The sequence below is a fragment of the Glutamicibacter nicotianae genome (assembly GCF_002797775.1).
GTDB lineage: Bacteria > Actinomycetota > Actinomycetes > Actinomycetales > Micrococcaceae > Glutamicibacter > Glutamicibacter nicotianae.
Window position 1 is genome coordinate 459,215 of record NZ_PGEY01000001.1, and the last position, 15,970, is coordinate 475,184.

A 15,970-nucleotide genomic window follows, 5' to 3' on the forward strand; every position below is an offset into this window, starting at 1 on the left:
ATTGCGAATGACTCTCAGGGGCAGGGGGGTGGCGGAAATCTGAAGCGCTTCTTTCTATATCCAAGCCAGAAAATTCGGGTTAGTCTATTCCTCAATGGATTGATCATGTGATCTGATCCACAGTGGATCCACCGATCCGGAACTCGTACCATTCAAGAACTCTAGGAGGCGAAATGCGGTTTCAGCGCGTTTCGAAAGCAGTAGCTGTAGGAGCTGCCCTGGCCCTGGCCCTGTCGGCTTGTGCTCCAGGCGGCGGAGACACCGGCGCAGACGCATCGAAGGATGCCAACGCAGGTGGAGGCAACGGCTCGGCAGAAGCAGCGAACAGCGGCAAGGCTGATCTCGGTGATATCACCACTGCCGACGACACCATCAACGTCACCGTAGGTGCACCGGAATTCATCAGCTACAACGGCTTTACTCCGAACACGTACTCCACCTACAACTCGGCGATCGTGGACCGCATGTTTGCCGGCTTCAGCTACTTCGGCACCGACGGCACCCTGTACCCGAATGAGGCCCTGGGCAGCTACGAGAAGGTCAGCGACGACCCGCTCACCATCAAGTACACGATCAACGAAGAAGCCAAGTGGTCTGACGGCACCCCGATCACCGTCGCCGACTCCGTGCTTGCATGGGCAGTGCAGAACCTGAACCTCAATGAGGGCTCCAAGGAAAAGCCGCTGTTCAACTCGGTTTCCGTTGATCTTGGCGACACCGTGCCAGAAGGCCCGCAGGGCGACTGGGACGGCAAGGAATTCACTGTTGAATTCGCCGAGCCTGATCCGGACTGGGCTCTGCAGTCCTGGATGCTGCACCCAGCACATGTCGTGGCCGAGGAATCGGGCATGAGCACCGAAGAACTCGTCAGCGCCATCCGCGCCGGGGAGTCCGACAAGTTGAAGAAGGCCGCCGACTTCTGGAACGAAGGCTGGATGACCGACCCGGGCAAGCTGCCCGATGAGAAGATCTCGCCTGTATCCGGCCCGTACAAGCTGGGCAGCTGGAAGGCTGGCGAATCCGTAACCCTGGTTGCCAACGAGAACTACTACGGCCCTGCACCGGCAACCAAGGAATTGACCTTCCGATTCCTTGAAGACGCCAGCATGGTCCAGGCGCTGCAGAACAAGGACGTTGACGTCATCAACCCGCAGCCGACCGTGGATACGCTCGCGCAGCTGGAGAACCTGGGCGACGCGGTGGCCATCCAGAAGGGCGACACCCTGACCTGGGAGCACCTTGACTTCAACTTTGCCAAGGGCAACGCAATGACCAACCTGGAACTGCGCAAGGCCTTCGCCATGTGCGTTCCACGCCAGCAGATTGTTGACAACCTGGTCAAGCCGCTGAACCCAGACGCCATCGTGATGAACGCCCGCGAAGTCTTCCCATTCCAGGACAACTACCAGGAAGTAGTGGACGCATCCTATGACGGCCGCTACGACGAGGTGGACATCGAGGGCGCAAAGAAGATCCTCGAAGAGCAGGATGCTGTTGGCACCGAAGTGCGCATCGGCTACTCGGCACCTAACGAGCGTCGTGCCAACGAGGTTTCGGCCATCAAGTCCTCCTGTGACGAAGCTGGCTTCAAGATCGTGGACTCCGGTTCGGCTGACTTCTTCTCGCCAAATGGTGCCCAGGATCGTGGCGACTACGAGGTAGCGCTGTTCGCTTGGGCAGGTTCCGGCCAGATCACCTCCGGCCAGAACATCTACGCCACCGGCAAGCCGCAGAACTTCGGCCAGTACTCGAACCCTGAAGTCGACGCCGCATGGGAGACCCTGGCAGGTTCGCTGGACCCAGCAGTCCACGCGGAACAGACCAAGAAGATCGAGAAGCTGCTGTGGGATGACCTGTTCGGCATCCCGGTATTCGCCCACCCAGGCTTGAGCGCCTCGGGTTCGGATATCCAGAATGTCCGCCACACCGCAACGCAGGACCAGATCGTCTGGAACGCCGAGCAGTGGGTACGTGCTGAGTAATTGCCCTAGGCAGCGTACTTGCACAACGTGAGCGAACACGTGCGGGGCCCGATCACAAGTCGGGCCCCGCAGTGTGTTCAAAGGTCCCCAACCGCAAGGGCCGGCTCACTTCCGTGAGATGAAAGTAGGACATTAGAACCGTGTGGAAATTTATCGCCAAGAGACTGGGCTCAGCGCTGGCAGTGCTGTTTGCCGCATCGCTCTTGCTCTACGTACTGGTTATCAATTCAGGCGACCCGCTCAAGGACCTCCGCGAAAGCAACGCGGATAACCGCGAGTACCTGATGGCCCAGCGTGTGGAATACATGAACCTGGATGCACCATGGTACGGCCGCTACTGGGACTGGCTGACCGGTGCCAGCAAGTGCCTGATTGGCCAATGCGACCTGGGCCGGAATATCAACGGCGTAGAGGTCTCCGGCCTGCTGGCCAACGCCGCATCATCCACCTTGCGCCTGGTCGTGCTCGCTACGGTGATTGCCGCGGTTCTGGGTATCGCCATTGGCGTGCTGACTGCAATCCGCCAGTACTCCGGATTGGATTACATCGTTACCTTCCTGACCTTCCTCTTCTTCTCGCTTCCCGTCTTCTGGGCAGCTGTGCTGCTCAAGGAGTACCTGGCGATCAGCTACAACGACTGGCTGGCCGATCCGCAGATATCCGTGGGGACGTCCATAGCCATAGGCATCGTTGTCGGCCTCGTCTTGCAGATGTTCCTCGGCGGCTCGCTCAAGCGCCGTGGCATCACCTTCTTCGCCGCCGCGGTTTTCGTCCCGCTGGTGCTGCAGTACAGCCTGTGGCTGAATTTCTACCGCTACCCGCAAATGGGCCCGGCCATCATCATCGTGCTGACGGCTCTGCTGGCCCTGAGCGCCACCGCCATGAGCGTTGGCCTGAAGGAAAAGCGCGTGCTGTACCCGGCATTGATTACCGTCGTGCTGGTCCTGGCCATGTACTACGCGACCTTCTACATGCTGCTGGAGCCAAATGGCTGGATCCTCTTCTTCGGCCTGGTCCTCGCGGTAGTGATCCCGGCAGCCATCGGGCGTTCCATGGGAGGCCGTCTGCGCAAGGCAGCCATGTCCGTTTCCATCATCACCGGTGTCGCCGGCGCAGCGTTGACCGTTATCGACCACATGTTCCGCGCCTGGCCTGGATTCCTGGACGTCAAGGGACGCCCCATCGCGACCATCGGTTCCTCCACGGCCAACCTCGAGGGCGGCTTCTGGGACCACTTCCTGGATAACGGCACCCAGCTGCTGATGCCAACCATCCTGCTCGCGGTGATCTCCCTGGCCAGCTACTCGCGCTACACGCGTTCCTCCATGCTCGAAGTGCAGCGCCAGGATTACATCCGCACCGCGCGCTCCAAGGGCTTGAGCGAACGCACCGTGATCTTCCGCCATGCGTTCCGCAATGCGATGATCCCCATTGCCACCATCGCCGCCTTCGACTTCGCCGGCCTGATCGGCGGCGCAGTGATCACAGAGCGCGTGTTCGGCTGGAAGGGCATGGGCGAAATGTTCGCCACCGGCCTGGACCATGTCGACCCGGCACCTGTGATGGCGTTCTTCCTGGTTACCGGTACCGCCGCCATCCTCTTCAACTTGCTGGCGGATATCGTTTACGCCCTGCTTGACCCACGAATCCGAGTCTAGGAGGCATGAACCAATGAATTTCCTTCATGCCTGCAACCCTAAGGACCAGCGATGAGCACCACGAATAACAACTTGAACGAGCCGCAAAACCTGTCTTCCGTGGCCGAGGTGGAAGACGCCAAGCTGGCCCAGATCCACGAAAAGCCGAAGAGCCAGGGACGCATCGTCTTCGATCGCTTCGTCAGCCACAAGCCGGCGATGATTTCCACGATCGTGCTGATCGTCATCACCGTTTTCGCATTCAGCTCCATCGGCTGGGGCCCGTTCCCCGGCTGGTGGGGGCAGAACTACTACCATGCCGGAGCGGTCGTGGACGGCGGCAAGCCGACGCTGAGCCTGGTTCCCACCTGGCTCGGCGGCGAAGGCTTCCGCATCGGCGAGCACCCCTTCGGGCAGGACTCTGTGGGCAAGGACTACTTCGCGCTGGTCATGAACGGGACGCAGAAGTCCATCATCATCGGCGTCGTCGTCGGCCTGGTCGCCACCGTCCTGGGAACCGTCATCGGAGCTGTTTCCGGCTACTTCCGCGGCTGGGTCGATGAAATCCTGATGCGCATCACCGACCTGTTCATCGTGATCCCGCTGCTGGTCCTGGCGGCAGTGCTCGGCAAGATGGCCGGTGCCTCCACCGGCTCCATCATCACACTGGCCCTGGTGCTCGGATTGGTGACCTGGACCGGACTGGCCCGACTGGTCCGCGGCGAAATCCTGTCGCTGCGCGAACGCGAATACGTGGCCGCAGCCCAGGCCATGGGCTCGAAGACCAGCCGCGTGATCTTCAAGCACCTGATCCCGAACACCATGGGCGTGATCATCGTGAACGCCACCTTCGCGATCGCCGGCGCGATCCTGCTGGAGTCCTCGCTGTCCTACCTCGGCTTCGGCGTGAAGGCCCCGGAATCCTCGCTGGGCCTGCTGATCAGCCAGTACCAGAACGCCTTCACCACCCGTCCATGGCTGTTCTGGTGGCCAGGCATGATCATCGTTGCCATCGCCCTGTCGGTGAACTTCCTGGGTGACGGCCTGCGCGATGCTTTCGACCCGCGCCAGGTCGGAAAGAAGCGCCGCCGCCGCGCTGGCATGTTCGCCCTTCCAACCCGCAAGGAGAAGCCATGAGCCACGCAGCACCAATGAATGAACAAGGTTCAGAAGACTTCGCACTGAGCTTCAACGACCTCAACGTCGTCTTTGCCACCGGCGGGGCCGATGTCCACGCGGTCAAGGGCTTGTCCTTGGCCGTCCGCCCGGGGCAGGTCGTCGCGCTGGTCGGCGAGTCCGGTTCCGGCAAGTCCGTCACCTCGACCGCGGCCATGGGCCTGCTGCCGGAAAACGCGAATGTCTCCGGTGCCGCCAAGGTCGGAAACGTCAACGTGGTTGGCCTGGACGAAGGCAAGCTGCGCAAGATGCGCGCCACCGATATCGCCATGGTCTTCCAGGAGCCGATGACGGCACTGAACCCGGTGCTCACCATCGAGCGCCAGCTGACCGAAGCGCTGGAACTGCACGACATCGCCTACGGCAAGGAAGCGACCGACCGGGCTATCGAGCTGCTGGAAATGGTGGGCATCCCGGATCCCGCCAAGCGCATCAAGCAGTACCCGCACCAGTTCTCCGGCGGCCAGCGGCAGCGCATCGTCATCGCCATGGCGATCTCCTGCGACCCGAAGGTCATCATCGCCGATGAGCCGACCACCGCACTTGATGTGACGGTGCAGGCCGAGATCCTCGATCTGCTGCGCGAGCTGAAAGACCGGCTGAATACCGGCATCCTGCTCATCACCCATAATATGGGTGTTGTTGCGGATATGGCCGATGAAGTGGCGGTGATGTTCCAGGGCAACCTCGTGGAGACGGGCACCGTAGATCAGGTATTGCTGCGCCCAGAGCATCCATACACCCAGCGCCTGCTGGCTGCGGTGCCCCGCCTGTCCGCTCCGGCCGTTGTCACCACGCAGGCCGCTGCGCACAGCTCGGAAACCGCCCCTCCAGGGCGCGAGCTGGTTCTGGAAGCCAAGGACCTCGTGCTGGAGTACGACATGCGCGGGAAGATCTTCCGCGCCGTGGAAAACGTGAGCTTCGATGTTGCCAAGGGCGAAGTCCTGGGCATTGTGGGCGAGTCCGGCTCGGGCAAGTCCACCATTGCCAAGGCGGTGCTGGGCCTGTTGCCGGTAGCTAGCGGCACCTTGTCGGTCAGGGGCCACAACCTGCCCAAGCTTTCCCCGAAGGAAGCACGCAAGGTCCGCAAGGACATCGGCGTGATCTTCCAGGACCCGGCCGCATCCCTGAACCCGCGATTCCCGATTGGAGAATGCATCACAGAACCCATGGTGGTGCACAAGATCGGCAGCAAGGCCGAGCGCACCAAGCGTGCCGAAGAATTGCTCGATGCCGTGAGGATGCCGCGCAACGTGATCAACCGGTACCCGCACGAGCTTTCCGGCGGCCAGCGCCAGCGTATTTGCATTGCCCGTGCGTTGACCTTGAACCCGGAGCTGCTGATCGCCGATGAGCCGACCAGCGCCTTGGACGTGTCGGTGCAGGCAGTTGTCCTGGAAATGCTCCAGGAGCTGCAGCGGGACTTCAACTTCGCCTGCCTCTTCGTCAGCCATGACCTGGCGGTCGTGGACACGCTGGCGGACGCGGTCGTGGTGATGCAATCCGGCAAGGCGGTTGAGCAGGGCATGGTGGACACCGTGCTGCACGCCCCAACCCATGAATACACAAAGCGGCTGTTGGCTGCGGCACCTGTTCCGGATCCGCATGAGCAGGCAGTACGCCGTGAGGCTTGGCGCCTGCTGAACAACACGAAGTAGGCATTACGCTGAACAGCGAATGGGGCGCGTTTCCAATATTGCCATTGGAAACGCGCCCCTTTCGCCCGCCATGGCATTTTGCGGTTGTCCGCACGTCGAAAGTGGTGCTTGCAGGCCCGTGGAAGACGGGAGTTGAGTACCACAGCGTTGTGACCGGCAGGTTGGGTGAAGGCTCAATTCCGATGAACAGACGCCCAGCCAGCCTCCCGCGGAAACAACGTTGCCTTTCGCAGAACGAAGGCAACGTTGCGGCCCGCCGAGGGGCAAACTTTGGCTGCAGGACCGTGTTAAGAAGCAAGAGCCGGCTCTCAATTGAGTGCCAGCTCTTGCTTAATGCGTTGGGAAATTAATCCAGCTGCATGACGTTTTCGGTGACAACCTCTGCACGGGCGTTGGAGAAGATCTGCTCGGTGCCGATGGTCTTGAAACCGCGGCGTTCCAGGACCTTGATCGAACCCAGGTTGTCCTGGACCACGTGTGCGGTCAAGGGGCGCTTGGTGTATTCGGCAAGGAATGCTTCTACTGCGCTGGTGGTCAGTCCCTTGCCCCAGTACTTGGTCGAAGTCCAGAAATTGATTTCTGGTACTTCGCCGTCGAAGACCAGAATGGATCCAACGACTTCGCCCTCATGCTCGATGGTGCGAACCAGAACATTAGGATCGTTCAGAATCGAGTTCCAGTGGTGGTCGAATACCGCGCGGTCGGCTGGGTTACGCGCCTGATAAGCGGCCATGAGGTTCGCCTCGGGTTCTTGCTGGTGAGCGAAGAATGCGTCCAAGTCGGAAGGGCGGACTTCACGTAGCTGCACGATAAAGGCCTTTCAATCGTATGGGTCAGCGTGCCGGTTTCGGCACGCCAGGGAATAGTGGCTTGAAACCTACACTACCGGGGAAGTGAGCGCCGCGAGTGCCATATTGGACAATAACGGCTTCAGACCCGATTTTTTAGTCCTCGGTGAGTGAGCGGAATGGGCTGTTGAGTTAAGCAAGCCGAAGACAGCATGCGCACGGAACCGGTGCGACTGCTTGCTTCCGGTGGGATGCAATTTTGCCAGTTCGGTAGTCCATAGCCCGATATAGGAGTTCTGGAGTTTGCGAACCAGTTCCAGCTCGGCCTTCGGCAACGATTTCAGGTCGCGGTCTTGGACCTGCAGGATATCCGGGCGGGACAGCGAGAAATCGGTGTGGAAATCCACCAAGCGCGACAGCACCTCCAGGGGAGTGCCGCCGGCTTCCGCCGCTGTGCAACCTCCGGCGTAGATGTCTTTGGACATGTCTACCAGCAGGGCGATAAGCACGGCCTGCTTGCCAGCGAAATGCCGGTACACTGCCGGACCGGAAATTCCGCAGGCCGCGCCGAGGTCTTCCAGGGAAACGCCCGCGTAGCCATTCAAGGCAAATAGCCTCGTGGCTTCGCGTAACAGCGCTTCGCGTCGTTCAGCTTTGGCGCGCTCGCGATCTGTTGGTTCATTGAGCGATTGATATTTGCTCGCCAACACCATCAACTCCTTACGTTTGCCAAGCCCAGTCTGGACAACTGTGACGGCTGCCACTACTGTCAAAAATGTAGCTGTTCTACCCACCCGTAGGCAGTGACCAGTTAATAAATATTAACCATACTCGTCGCAGCGTGCGCTTCCAAGAAACTTGCGCACCAAGCGCATAACATGACCGCCATCGGATAATGCACACTCCGCAGCCGGTGTCGGTTCGTCCCTCAACGAAGAGAGAGCCTGATGATTGACCTCGAACTCGACGACCAGCATCAAGACCTGGTTGACATGGTCCGCGAATTCGCCCGAGAAGTCGTTGCTCCGCAGAGCGCGCAGAACGATGCGAACCATGCCTTCCCTTACGACATCGTCAAGCAAATGGGGGAGATGGGTCTCTTTGGACTTCCGGTCTCCGAAGAATTCGGCGGTTCCGGCGGCGACTACTTCCACCTCGCGTTGGCGCTTGAAGAGCTGGGCAAGGTCGACCAGTCGGTAGCCATCACCCTGGAAGCCGGTGTCTCCCTGGGCGCGATGCCGATCTACCGCTTCGGCAGCGAGGAGCAAAAGCAGAAGTGGCTGCCTGACCTGGCCGCTGGTGAACGTTTGGCCGGTTTCGGCCTGACCGAGCCGGGCGCAGGATCCGATGCATCAGCATCCTTGACCAAGGCGAAGCTTGAAAGTGGCCAGTGGGTCATCGACGGCGCCAAGGAATTCATCACCAACTCCGGCACCGATATCACCTCCCTCGTCACGGCTACCGCAGTGACCGGCGTCGATGAAGCAACCGGTAAAAAGGAAATCTCTGCCATCATCGTGCCGACCGGTACCGAGGGATTCACCGCGGAAAAGGCCTACGACAAGGTGGGCTGGCGTGCCAGCGATACCCATCCGCTGAGCTTCAGCGGAGTGCGGGTTCCGGAGGAGAACCTGCTGGGCGAGCGCGGACGCGGATACGCCTACTTCCTGGAAATCCTCGACGAAGGACGCATCGCCATCGCCGCCCTGGCCACCGGCGCTGCGCAGGGCTGCCTTGACGAGGCGGTTAAATATGCCAAGACCCGTACCTCCTTCGGCCAGGCAATCGGCCAGTACCAGGGCATTTCCTTCATGATTGCCCGCATGGCCTCGCGCGCCCACACTGCCCGCTTGGCCTATTACGCGGCCGCGGCAAAAATGCTTGCCGGCAAGGACTTCAAGATTGAAGCCGCGCACGCAAAGCTGATTGCCAGCGAAGCGGCGATGGACAATGCAAGAGATGCTACCCAGATCTTTGGCGGGTACGGATTCATGAATGAGTCATTGGTGGCACGCCACTACCGCGATTCGAAGATCCTGGAAATCGGAGAAGGGACCACGCAGGTCCAGCAGATGCTCATTGCCCGCAGCCTTGGTCTCTGAACACCACCCGCAGGGAGCGCCGCATTCTGATTCCAGGGTGTGGCGCTCTTTGGGCGCTCACAGTTAAACGAACCATAATGGGTTAGGTGAGCTTCCAGAAAACCTTCATTCCAGCCGGGCATCCCCGTCGAGTCAGCCTGATCGGTTCCACCGGTTCCATCGGTACGCAGGGACTGGACGTCATCGAAGAGGCATCCGGCCAATTCTCCGTGGCCGCCTTATCCGGCGGATATAACCTTGAACTGTTGGCTCGCCAGGCCATCAAGCACCGCCCTGCAATGGTCGGCAGCGCCGTGGAATCAAAGGATGAGCTGGCCGCGGCCATCCAGGAGGCCGCCGAGGACGCATCGGTGACCGGATACGAACCCGAGCTGGTGGTTGGCGCGCAGGCAGCCACCGAGGTAGCCGCGTTTGCCGAGGCCGACGTAGTGCTCAATGGCATCACCGGTGCCATTGGACTGGCTCCGACCATCGCTGCGCTGGAAGCCGGCCACCTGCTGGCCCTGGCAAACAAGGAATCCCTGATCATCGGAGGCCAGGTAGTCAAGCAGATCGCAGCCCCTGGCCAGATCTCGCCGGTAGACTCCGAGCACTCCGCCCTTGCCCAGGCCCTGCGCTCTGGTGCGCCGGAGGAAGTGGCCAAGTTGCTGGTCACGGCCTCCGGAGGCCCATTCTTCGGCTGCAGCTACGAGCAGCTGCGTGATGTCACCCCTGCCCAGGCACTGGCCCACCCGACCTGGGACATGGGGCGCATGGTCACCACCAACTCGGCCACCATGGTCAACAAGGCCCTGGAAGTCATCGAAGCCCACCTGCTTTTCGACGTGCCGCTGGAGAAGATCGAGCCCGTGGTGCACCGGCAGTCCATCGTCCACTCGATGGTGGAGTTCATCGACGGTTCGGTGATTGCCCAGGCATCGCCGCCGGACATGCGCCTGCCCATCGCCCTGGGCATCAATTGGCCGCATCGGGTCGACGGGGCCGCGAAGGCCTGCGATTTCTCCACCGCGGCCAGCTGGACCTTTGAACCGCTGGATGAAGAAGTCTTCAGCGCTGTGAAGCTTGCCAAGCAGGCAGCGTCCTCGTCGGGGACGCATATGGCCGTCTACAACGCCGCCAACGAAGTTGCAGTGGATGCCTTCCATGATGGAAAGATCCGCTTCACCGGCATCGTCGAGACCATTGAACGCGCACTGGACGCGTACACCCCGGTGAATGCCGAGCTGTCGGTGGAAACAGTGCTGGAAACCGATCGTTGGGCCCGCGCCCATGCAACGAAGATCATCGAGGCGAGCGCATGAGTGCATTGCTGTTCATCGGCGGCGTCCTGTTCATGCTGGTAGCCGTCGGGCTGTCCATCGCGCTGCATGAAATAGGGCACCTGGTGCCCGCGAAGCTCTTCAAGCTGCGGGTTCCGCAGTACATGATCGGTTTCGGCAAGACACTGGTTTCCTTCAAGCGGGGTGAAACCCAATACGGCATCAAGGCGCTGCCACTGGGCGGCTACATCTCGATGGTCGGCATGTACCCGCCACGCGAGCAGGTCGCTGCCGATGTTCCGGGGAAGAAGGCGAATCTCTTCCAGAAGGTCTTCGGCCAGATGGTCGATGACGCGCGTTCGCAGGCCAACGAAAACGTGCTGCCCAGCGATGAAGGCCGGTTGTTCTACCAGCTGCCGATCTACAAGCGCGTGATCATCATGCTCGGCGGCCCGATCATGAACCTGCTCATCGGGTTCGTGGTGATCGCCATAGTGCTCACCAGCTTCGGGCAGGCCACCCCGACCACCACGGTCTCCGAGGTGTACCAGTGCATTGCCAGCGCGCAGAACGCGGAGCAGACCGAATGCACCGACGAGGACGTCCCGGCTCCTGCCTACGAGGCTGGCCTGCTGCCCGGCGATACGATTACCGCGGTGAACGGCACCCCTGTCGCGCAAGCCGAGTGGAACAAGCTCACCGATGTCATCCGCGATCATCCAGGAGAGCCCATCACCCTGGAATACTCCCGTGACAGGCAGAGCCACACCACTGAGCTGACCCCGTACCTGACCGAGCGTCCGGCCACTGACGAGAACGGCTATGTGCTGCTCGATGAGCACGGCGAATACATCATGACCAAGGTCGGTTTCGTCGGGATGGGCTCTTTGCAACGCGACTTAACCCAGCCCCTGAGCGCGGTTCCCGGCGTGATCGGGGAGCAGCTGCTGAAGATCGGTGACGTCATCCTTCACCTACCCCAGCGCATGGTGGATGTCGCCCAAGCGGCCTTCGGCAATGAGGAACGCGACCCCAACGGGCCGGTGTCCATTGTGGGCGTTGGACGCATCGCCGGAGAGATCAGCGCCGAGGATTCCATCTCGGTCGCCGACAAATTCGCAACGTTGCTGTCGCTCGTCGGGGGCCTGAACTTGGCGCTGTTCGCCTTCAACCTGATCCCGCTGCTGCCGCTGGATGGCGGCCACGTGGTGGGTGCGTTGTACGAGGGGCTGAAGCGCATGTTTGCACGGATCTTCAAGATCAAGAAGGTCAAGCCGGTTGACACGGTCAAGCTACTGCCCCTGACCTATGTCGTCGTGGTGGCGATGCTGGTCATGGGCGGGCTCTTAATATATGCGGATATCTTCCAGCCGATACAACTGTTCTGAGACGAGAGAAATAAGCTGTAGACATGACTGTTTTTGCTGTTGAATACGCTTACGCCGAAAATTCCACCGAGCTGCGCGACGAACACCGTCCAGCGCACCGCGAGTACCTCGGGGGATTCCTTGGCGAAGGATCGGTACGCCTTCTGGCTTCGGGGCCAACTCCGGTCAGCGACGGCGCGCTGTTGATCTTCGCAGCCGAATCGCATGTGGCATTGGAAGACGTGCTGTCCAATGACCCATTCCAGCTGGTTGGCGCAGTCGGCTCGGCCACCATCACAGAATGGAACCCGGTCATGGGCCTGCTGAAGGAATTCGCTTCCTAGGCGACAGGTTGCATGTGCCAGCCTCCGTTGTTCTGTACCAAGAACGGCGGAGGCTGGCTGCCTTAAACGGCATCGATGGCCCAGACTGGTAGGGGAGAAGAAAGGGGAGAGCATCATGGATGTGCAGATTACGTCGGCACTGGCGATCCCTGCAGCGGAGCTGAAATGGCATTTCTCCCGTTCTTCTGGCCCAGGCGGCCAGCATGTGAATACCTCTGACTCCCGCGTGGAGCTCGCTTGGGTGATTGGCGCTTCACGGGCATTGTCCGACTGGCAGCGCCAGAGGCTGCTCGAGAAACTCGGACCGCGCCTCGTGGCTGGAGCACTGGTCGTGACTGCCGCCGAGGAACGATCTCAATGGCGCAACCGCCAGATTGCGCAGGAGAAGCTGGGACGCATCATCGAAAAAGCCCTGGCCCCGGATGCGCCCGCGCGCAAAGCAACGAAAGCCACCCGGGGATCGCACCGGCGCAGGCTGAGCGCCAAGGCCAATCGCTCGGCCACGAAGCAGCTTCGCCGCAAGCCGGGAATGGACTGACCGGAGAAAGCAAGTACTGTGTCCCATGTCACTGGAATCGGCGGAATGCCCGGTTTGGCGATGCGGTTGAAAGTAGATGAAGCGTCAGCTTTCTATTAATTCTGCCCCAAGGAGAACACCTTATGACCACCAAAGTCCTCACCCTCGTCGGTTCCCTGCGCAACGGTTCGACCAACCAGCAGCTGGCGGAAGCCACTTCGCACAACGCCCCCGAAGGCATGGAAATTTCAGTGTTCAGCGGCTTGGAGAATATCCCGTTCTACAACGAGGACCATGACGTGGAAGGTGGCGTTCCAGCCGCAGCCCAGGCCCTGCGCGACGCAGCCGGCGAAGCAGACGCGCTGATGCTGGTCACCCCCGAGTACAACGGCACCATGCCAGCTGTCTTGAAGAATGCCATCGACTGGCTGTCCCGTCCCTTCGGTGCCGGTGCACTAAAGGACATGCCAACCGTAGTCCTGGGCACCGCCTTCGGACAGTACGGCGGCGTCTGGGCACAGGACGAAGCACGCAAGGCACTGAACATCGCCGGCGCCAACGTACTTGAAAACGTCAAGCTGGCCATCCCGAACTCGGTAGTGCGCTTCGCAGAACTGCACCCGAAGGACGACGCTGAAGTTGTCGAGCAGGTTTCCGGCGTGCTGAAAAGCATCAAGGAAATCGCCGAAGCCAACTAGGCTTTCGCAGGCTCCAGCTGCAAAATGATGGGAGAAAGGCCACGGTTCCCGTGGCCTTTCTCGCATCAATACCCGCTCACCGCGATACGGTGACATACTTGGAGTAGAGAAATACCCACAATCTATTCGGAGGCGTCCATTGACTTCGGTCAGCCTAGGCATGCCGGCAGGCCCACCGCCGGTACTCGCACCACGTCGTAAGACTCGCCAGTTCCAGGTTGGATCCGTAGGTGTCGGCTCCGACTCGCCGATTTCGGTCCAGTCGATGACCACCACCAAGACCCACGACATCAACGCCACCCTGCAGCAGATCGCTGAGCTGACCGCTGCAGGCTGCGACATCGTGCGCGTTGCCTGCCCAACGGACAAGGACGCGGAAGCGCTGAAGATCATCGCGATGAAGTCGCAGATCCCGGTCATCGCCGATATCCACTTCCAGCCCAAGTACGTCTACGCCGCCATCGAGGCAGGATGCGGCGCCGTACGCGTGAACCCGGGCAATATCCGACAGTTCGATGACCAGGTCAAGGAAATCGCCCAGGCTGCCAAGGACCACGGCACGTCGATCCGCATTGGCGTCAACGCCGGCTCACTGGACCGCCGCCTGCTGCAGAAGTACGGCAAGGCCACCCCTGAAGCACTGGTCGAATCGGCTGTCTGGGAAGCCTCCCTGTTCGAGGAACACGGCTTCCACGACTTCAAGATCTCGGTCAAGCACAACGACCCGGTGATCATGGTCCGCGCCTACGAGATGCTGGCAGAGCGCGGCGACTGGCCGCTGCATCTGGGCGTGACCGAGGCCGGTCCTGCGTTCCAGGGCACCATCAAGTCCGCGACCGCTTTCGGTGCACTGCTTTCCCAGGGCATTGGTGACACCATTCGCGTATCGCTGTCGGCGCCACCGGTCGAGGAAGTCAAGGTCGGCAACCAGATCCTGGAATCGCTGAACCTGCGTCCGCGCAAGCTGGACATCGTTTCCTGCCCATCCTGCGGTCGTGCCCAGGTGGACGTGTACACTTTGGCTGAGCAGGTTACTGCTGGGCTGGAAGGCATGAAGGCTCCACTGCGCGTGGCAGTCATGGGCTGCGTCGTCAACGGACCGGGCGAAGCCCGCGATGCGGACCTCGGTGTAGCTTCGGGCAACGGCAAGGGACAGATCTTCGTCAAGGGCGAGGTCATCAAGACCGTCCAGGAAGACCAGATTGTCGAGACTTTGATCGAAGAAGCCAACCGTTTGGCGGCAGAAATGGGACTGGACAATGACGAGAATCCTTCCTCGGGTTCTCCCGTGGTCTCCGTCAGCTAGAACTAGCCGACGAAGCGTCGAGGGAGCGCCGCGCATCTTGGGCCGTCGTGACACGGCCGCCCTCATCGAGTTGCTCGATCGCGACCCCGTCGCCAACATCTTCACCCGTTCGCAGGTGAACATCCACAAGTCAGCGGTTCCAGATGGCTTTGCCCATATCGTTGGCTTGGACGGCAGTGAAGGCCTTGAATCGGCATGCTGGGTGGGCGCCAATATGGCGCCCACCGCCATGCCGGAGGCCGATGCCCAGAAATTCGCCATGCATGCCATCGAGACCCGCCAGCGATTCGCCTCGGTCTTCGGCCCGGCGGAAACCGTGCTGGCCATGCATGAGGTCTTGCGGGACGGTCCGCAAGAAATTTTCGAGCTCCGGGCGAATCAGCCATTAATGGCGATCTCGCACAACCCGTCGGGCGTTCGACGCAATCGGCTCCGCCCGGCCCCGGTCCAGGAATTCGATCGAGTGCTGCCGGCCAGCGCAGCAATGTTCGAAGAGGAACTTGGCTATTCGCCGTTGGAAAACGGGGGAAGCTTCTACCGCAATCGTGTACGCCAGCTAATTCGTGACGGGCATACCCTCATGGACTGCGACCAGCGGGGCAACGTGATTTTCAAGGCTGACCTGGGCACGGTCACCGATGAAGTTGTGCAAATCCAAGGTGTTTGGGTGAATCCGATGTACCGCGGACAGGGGTTGGCTGCCGGCTACATGGCCTCCGCTGTGGACTACTCAATGCAGTTCGCGCCAGTCGTGAGCCTCTACGTCAACGATTTCAACACCGCTGCGATTAAGACATATCAGCGCATCGGATTTGAACAGGTCGGAACCTTCGCGACGATCCTGTTCTGATCTCCGAAGCCGGCGCCATGGAAAAGCGTTAATTTTCGAAGCCGATGATGCTGATTCGTTCGCAGATTCCTGTATGGCTTCAGCACAGCGAGCCTCGATGCCGTGGGGAATTGCAGCGCAACCCGATCGCGCGACGGGCGCCGCAATGAAAATGTCGACCCCGGCATTGTCCTCGTGATGTTTCGTCTTGTGCCCAACGCGGAAGCAACAATGCTCAGCGAATGATCCGCGGTCTTCTAGACTCGAAGGTGTAACGGCGATGGTGATGGGAAAATTGGTGGTTCGA

14 protein-coding genes are annotated in these 15,970 nt (G+C 60.6%); 12 read left to right on the forward strand and 2 right to left on the reverse strand.

Going from position 1 to position 15,970, the window contains the following annotated elements:
- Positions 1-173: 173 nt before the first annotated feature.
- The 4 genes from ATK23_RS02070 (at position 174) to ATK23_RS02085 (ending at position 6,453) form a co-directional block, all read left to right on the forward strand.
- Positions 174-1,982, forward strand: coding sequence for an ABC transporter family substrate-binding protein (locus ATK23_RS02070; protein ID WP_066139339.1), 1,809 nt, complete (start codon positions 174-176; stop codon positions 1,980-1,982).
- 140 nt (positions 1,983-2,122) lie between these two features.
- Positions 2,123-3,640, forward strand: a complete 1,518-nt coding sequence (locus tag ATK23_RS02075; RefSeq protein ID WP_066139336.1) for an ABC transporter permease — start codon at positions 2,123-2,125, stop codon at positions 3,638-3,640.
- A 51-nt stretch (positions 3,641-3,691) separates the two neighbouring features.
- Positions 3,692-4,756 (forward strand): ABC transporter permease, encoded by a 1,065-nt coding sequence (locus ATK23_RS02080; RefSeq protein ID WP_038989696.1) that lies wholly within the window; start codon positions 3,692-3,694, stop codon positions 4,754-4,756.
- Positions 4,753-6,453: an ABC transporter ATP-binding protein gene (locus tag ATK23_RS02085; protein WP_066139333.1), complete on the forward strand. Its 1,701-nt coding sequence runs from the start codon at positions 4,753-4,755 to the stop codon at positions 6,451-6,453. Before ATK23_RS02080 ends, ATK23_RS02085 begins: the two co-directional genes overlap by 4 nt.
- A 346-nt stretch (positions 6,454-6,799) precedes the next feature.
- Here ATK23_RS02085 and ATK23_RS02090 read toward each other — a convergent pair whose 3' ends face one another.
- Positions 6,800-7,261 (reverse strand): GNAT family N-acetyltransferase, encoded by a 462-nt coding sequence (locus ATK23_RS02090; RefSeq protein WP_038989691.1) that lies wholly within the window; start codon positions 7,259-7,261, stop codon positions 6,800-6,802.
- Between the two features lie 69 nt (positions 7,262-7,330).
- Positions 7,331-8,005, reverse strand: coding sequence for a TetR/AcrR family transcriptional regulator (locus tag ATK23_RS02095; RefSeq protein ID WP_223308907.1), 675 nt, complete (start codon positions 8,003-8,005; stop codon positions 7,331-7,333).
- A 183-nt stretch (positions 8,006-8,188) separates the two neighbouring features.
- Between ATK23_RS02095 and ATK23_RS02100 the strand changes: the two genes are divergently transcribed.
- The 8 genes from ATK23_RS02100 to ATK23_RS02135 all read left to right on the forward strand — a co-directional run bounded on the left by ATK23_RS02100 (position 8,189) and on the right by ATK23_RS02135 (position 15,684).
- Complete coding sequence (locus ATK23_RS02100) at positions 8,189-9,343, forward strand: acyl-CoA dehydrogenase family protein (RefSeq protein WP_038989689.1); 1,155 nt, start codon at positions 8,189-8,191, stop codon at positions 9,341-9,343.
- Positions 9,344-9,429: 86 nt separating this feature from the next.
- Positions 9,430-10,644 carry a 1-deoxy-D-xylulose-5-phosphate reductoisomerase gene (gene dxr / locus ATK23_RS02105; protein WP_052253501.1) on the forward strand — a complete coding sequence of 405 codons (1,215 nt, stop codon included), beginning with the start codon at positions 9,430-9,432 and terminating at the stop codon, positions 10,642-10,644.
- The gene (locus ATK23_RS02110; protein WP_066139330.1) at positions 10,641-11,990 is read left to right on the forward strand and encodes a M50 family metallopeptidase; all 1,350 of its coding nucleotides are present in this window, start codon (positions 10,641-10,643) and stop codon (positions 11,988-11,990) included. Before dxr ends, ATK23_RS02110 begins: the two co-directional genes overlap by 4 nt.
- A gap of 23 nt (positions 11,991-12,013) precedes the next feature.
- A complete protein-coding gene (locus ATK23_RS02115; RefSeq protein ID WP_066139328.1) occupies positions 12,014-12,313 on the forward strand; it encodes a YciI family protein in 300 nt (99 codons plus the stop codon).
- Between the two features lie 115 nt (positions 12,314-12,428).
- On the forward strand, positions 12,429-12,851 hold the full coding sequence (gene arfB, locus ATK23_RS02120; RefSeq protein ID WP_066139325.1) for an alternative ribosome rescue aminoacyl-tRNA hydrolase ArfB: 423 nt from the start codon (positions 12,429-12,431) through the stop codon (positions 12,849-12,851).
- A 122-nt stretch (positions 12,852-12,973) separates the two neighbouring features.
- Positions 12,974-13,528 (forward strand): NAD(P)H-dependent oxidoreductase, encoded by a 555-nt coding sequence (locus tag ATK23_RS02125; protein ID WP_066139320.1) that lies wholly within the window; start codon positions 12,974-12,976, stop codon positions 13,526-13,528.
- A gap of 139 nt (positions 13,529-13,667) precedes the next feature.
- Positions 13,668-14,834, forward strand: a complete 1,167-nt coding sequence (ispG, locus tag ATK23_RS02130) for a flavodoxin-dependent (E)-4-hydroxy-3-methylbut-2-enyl-diphosphate synthase (RefSeq protein ID WP_038989684.1) — start codon at positions 13,668-13,670, stop codon at positions 14,832-14,834.
- 37 nt (positions 14,835-14,871) lie between these two features.
- Positions 14,872-15,684: a GNAT family N-acetyltransferase gene (locus ATK23_RS02135; protein ID WP_066139316.1), complete on the forward strand. Its 813-nt coding sequence runs from the start codon at positions 14,872-14,874 to the stop codon at positions 15,682-15,684.
- The last annotated feature ends 286 nt before the right edge of the window (positions 15,685-15,970 follow it).

What these genes read in the sequence shown, in the direction of transcription:
- ATK23_RS02070 (WP_066139339.1), top strand. Translation starts at nt 174, where the DNA reads ATGCGGTTTCAGCGCGTTTCGAAAGCAGTAGCTGTAGGAGCTGCCCTG.
- ATK23_RS02080 (WP_038989696.1), top strand. Translation starts at nt 3,692, where the DNA reads ATGAGCACCACGAATAACAACTTGAACGAGCCGCAAAACCTGTCTTCC.
- ATK23_RS02085 (WP_066139333.1), top strand. Translation starts at nt 4,753, where the DNA reads ATGAGCCACGCAGCACCAATGAATGAACAAGGTTCAGAAGACTTCGCA.
- ATK23_RS02100 (WP_038989689.1), top strand. Translation starts at nt 8,189, where the DNA reads ATGATTGACCTCGAACTCGACGACCAGCATCAAGACCTGGTTGACATG.
- ATK23_RS02110 (WP_066139330.1), top strand. Translation starts at nt 10,641, where the DNA reads ATGAGTGCATTGCTGTTCATCGGCGGCGTCCTGTTCATGCTGGTAGCC.
- ATK23_RS02115 (WP_066139328.1), top strand. Translation starts at nt 12,014, where the DNA reads ATGACTGTTTTTGCTGTTGAATACGCTTACGCCGAAAATTCCACCGAG.
- arfB (WP_066139325.1), top strand. Translation starts at nt 12,429, where the DNA reads ATGGATGTGCAGATTACGTCGGCACTGGCGATCCCTGCAGCGGAGCTG.
- ATK23_RS02125 (WP_066139320.1), top strand. Translation starts at nt 12,974, where the DNA reads ATGACCACCAAAGTCCTCACCCTCGTCGGTTCCCTGCGCAACGGTTCG.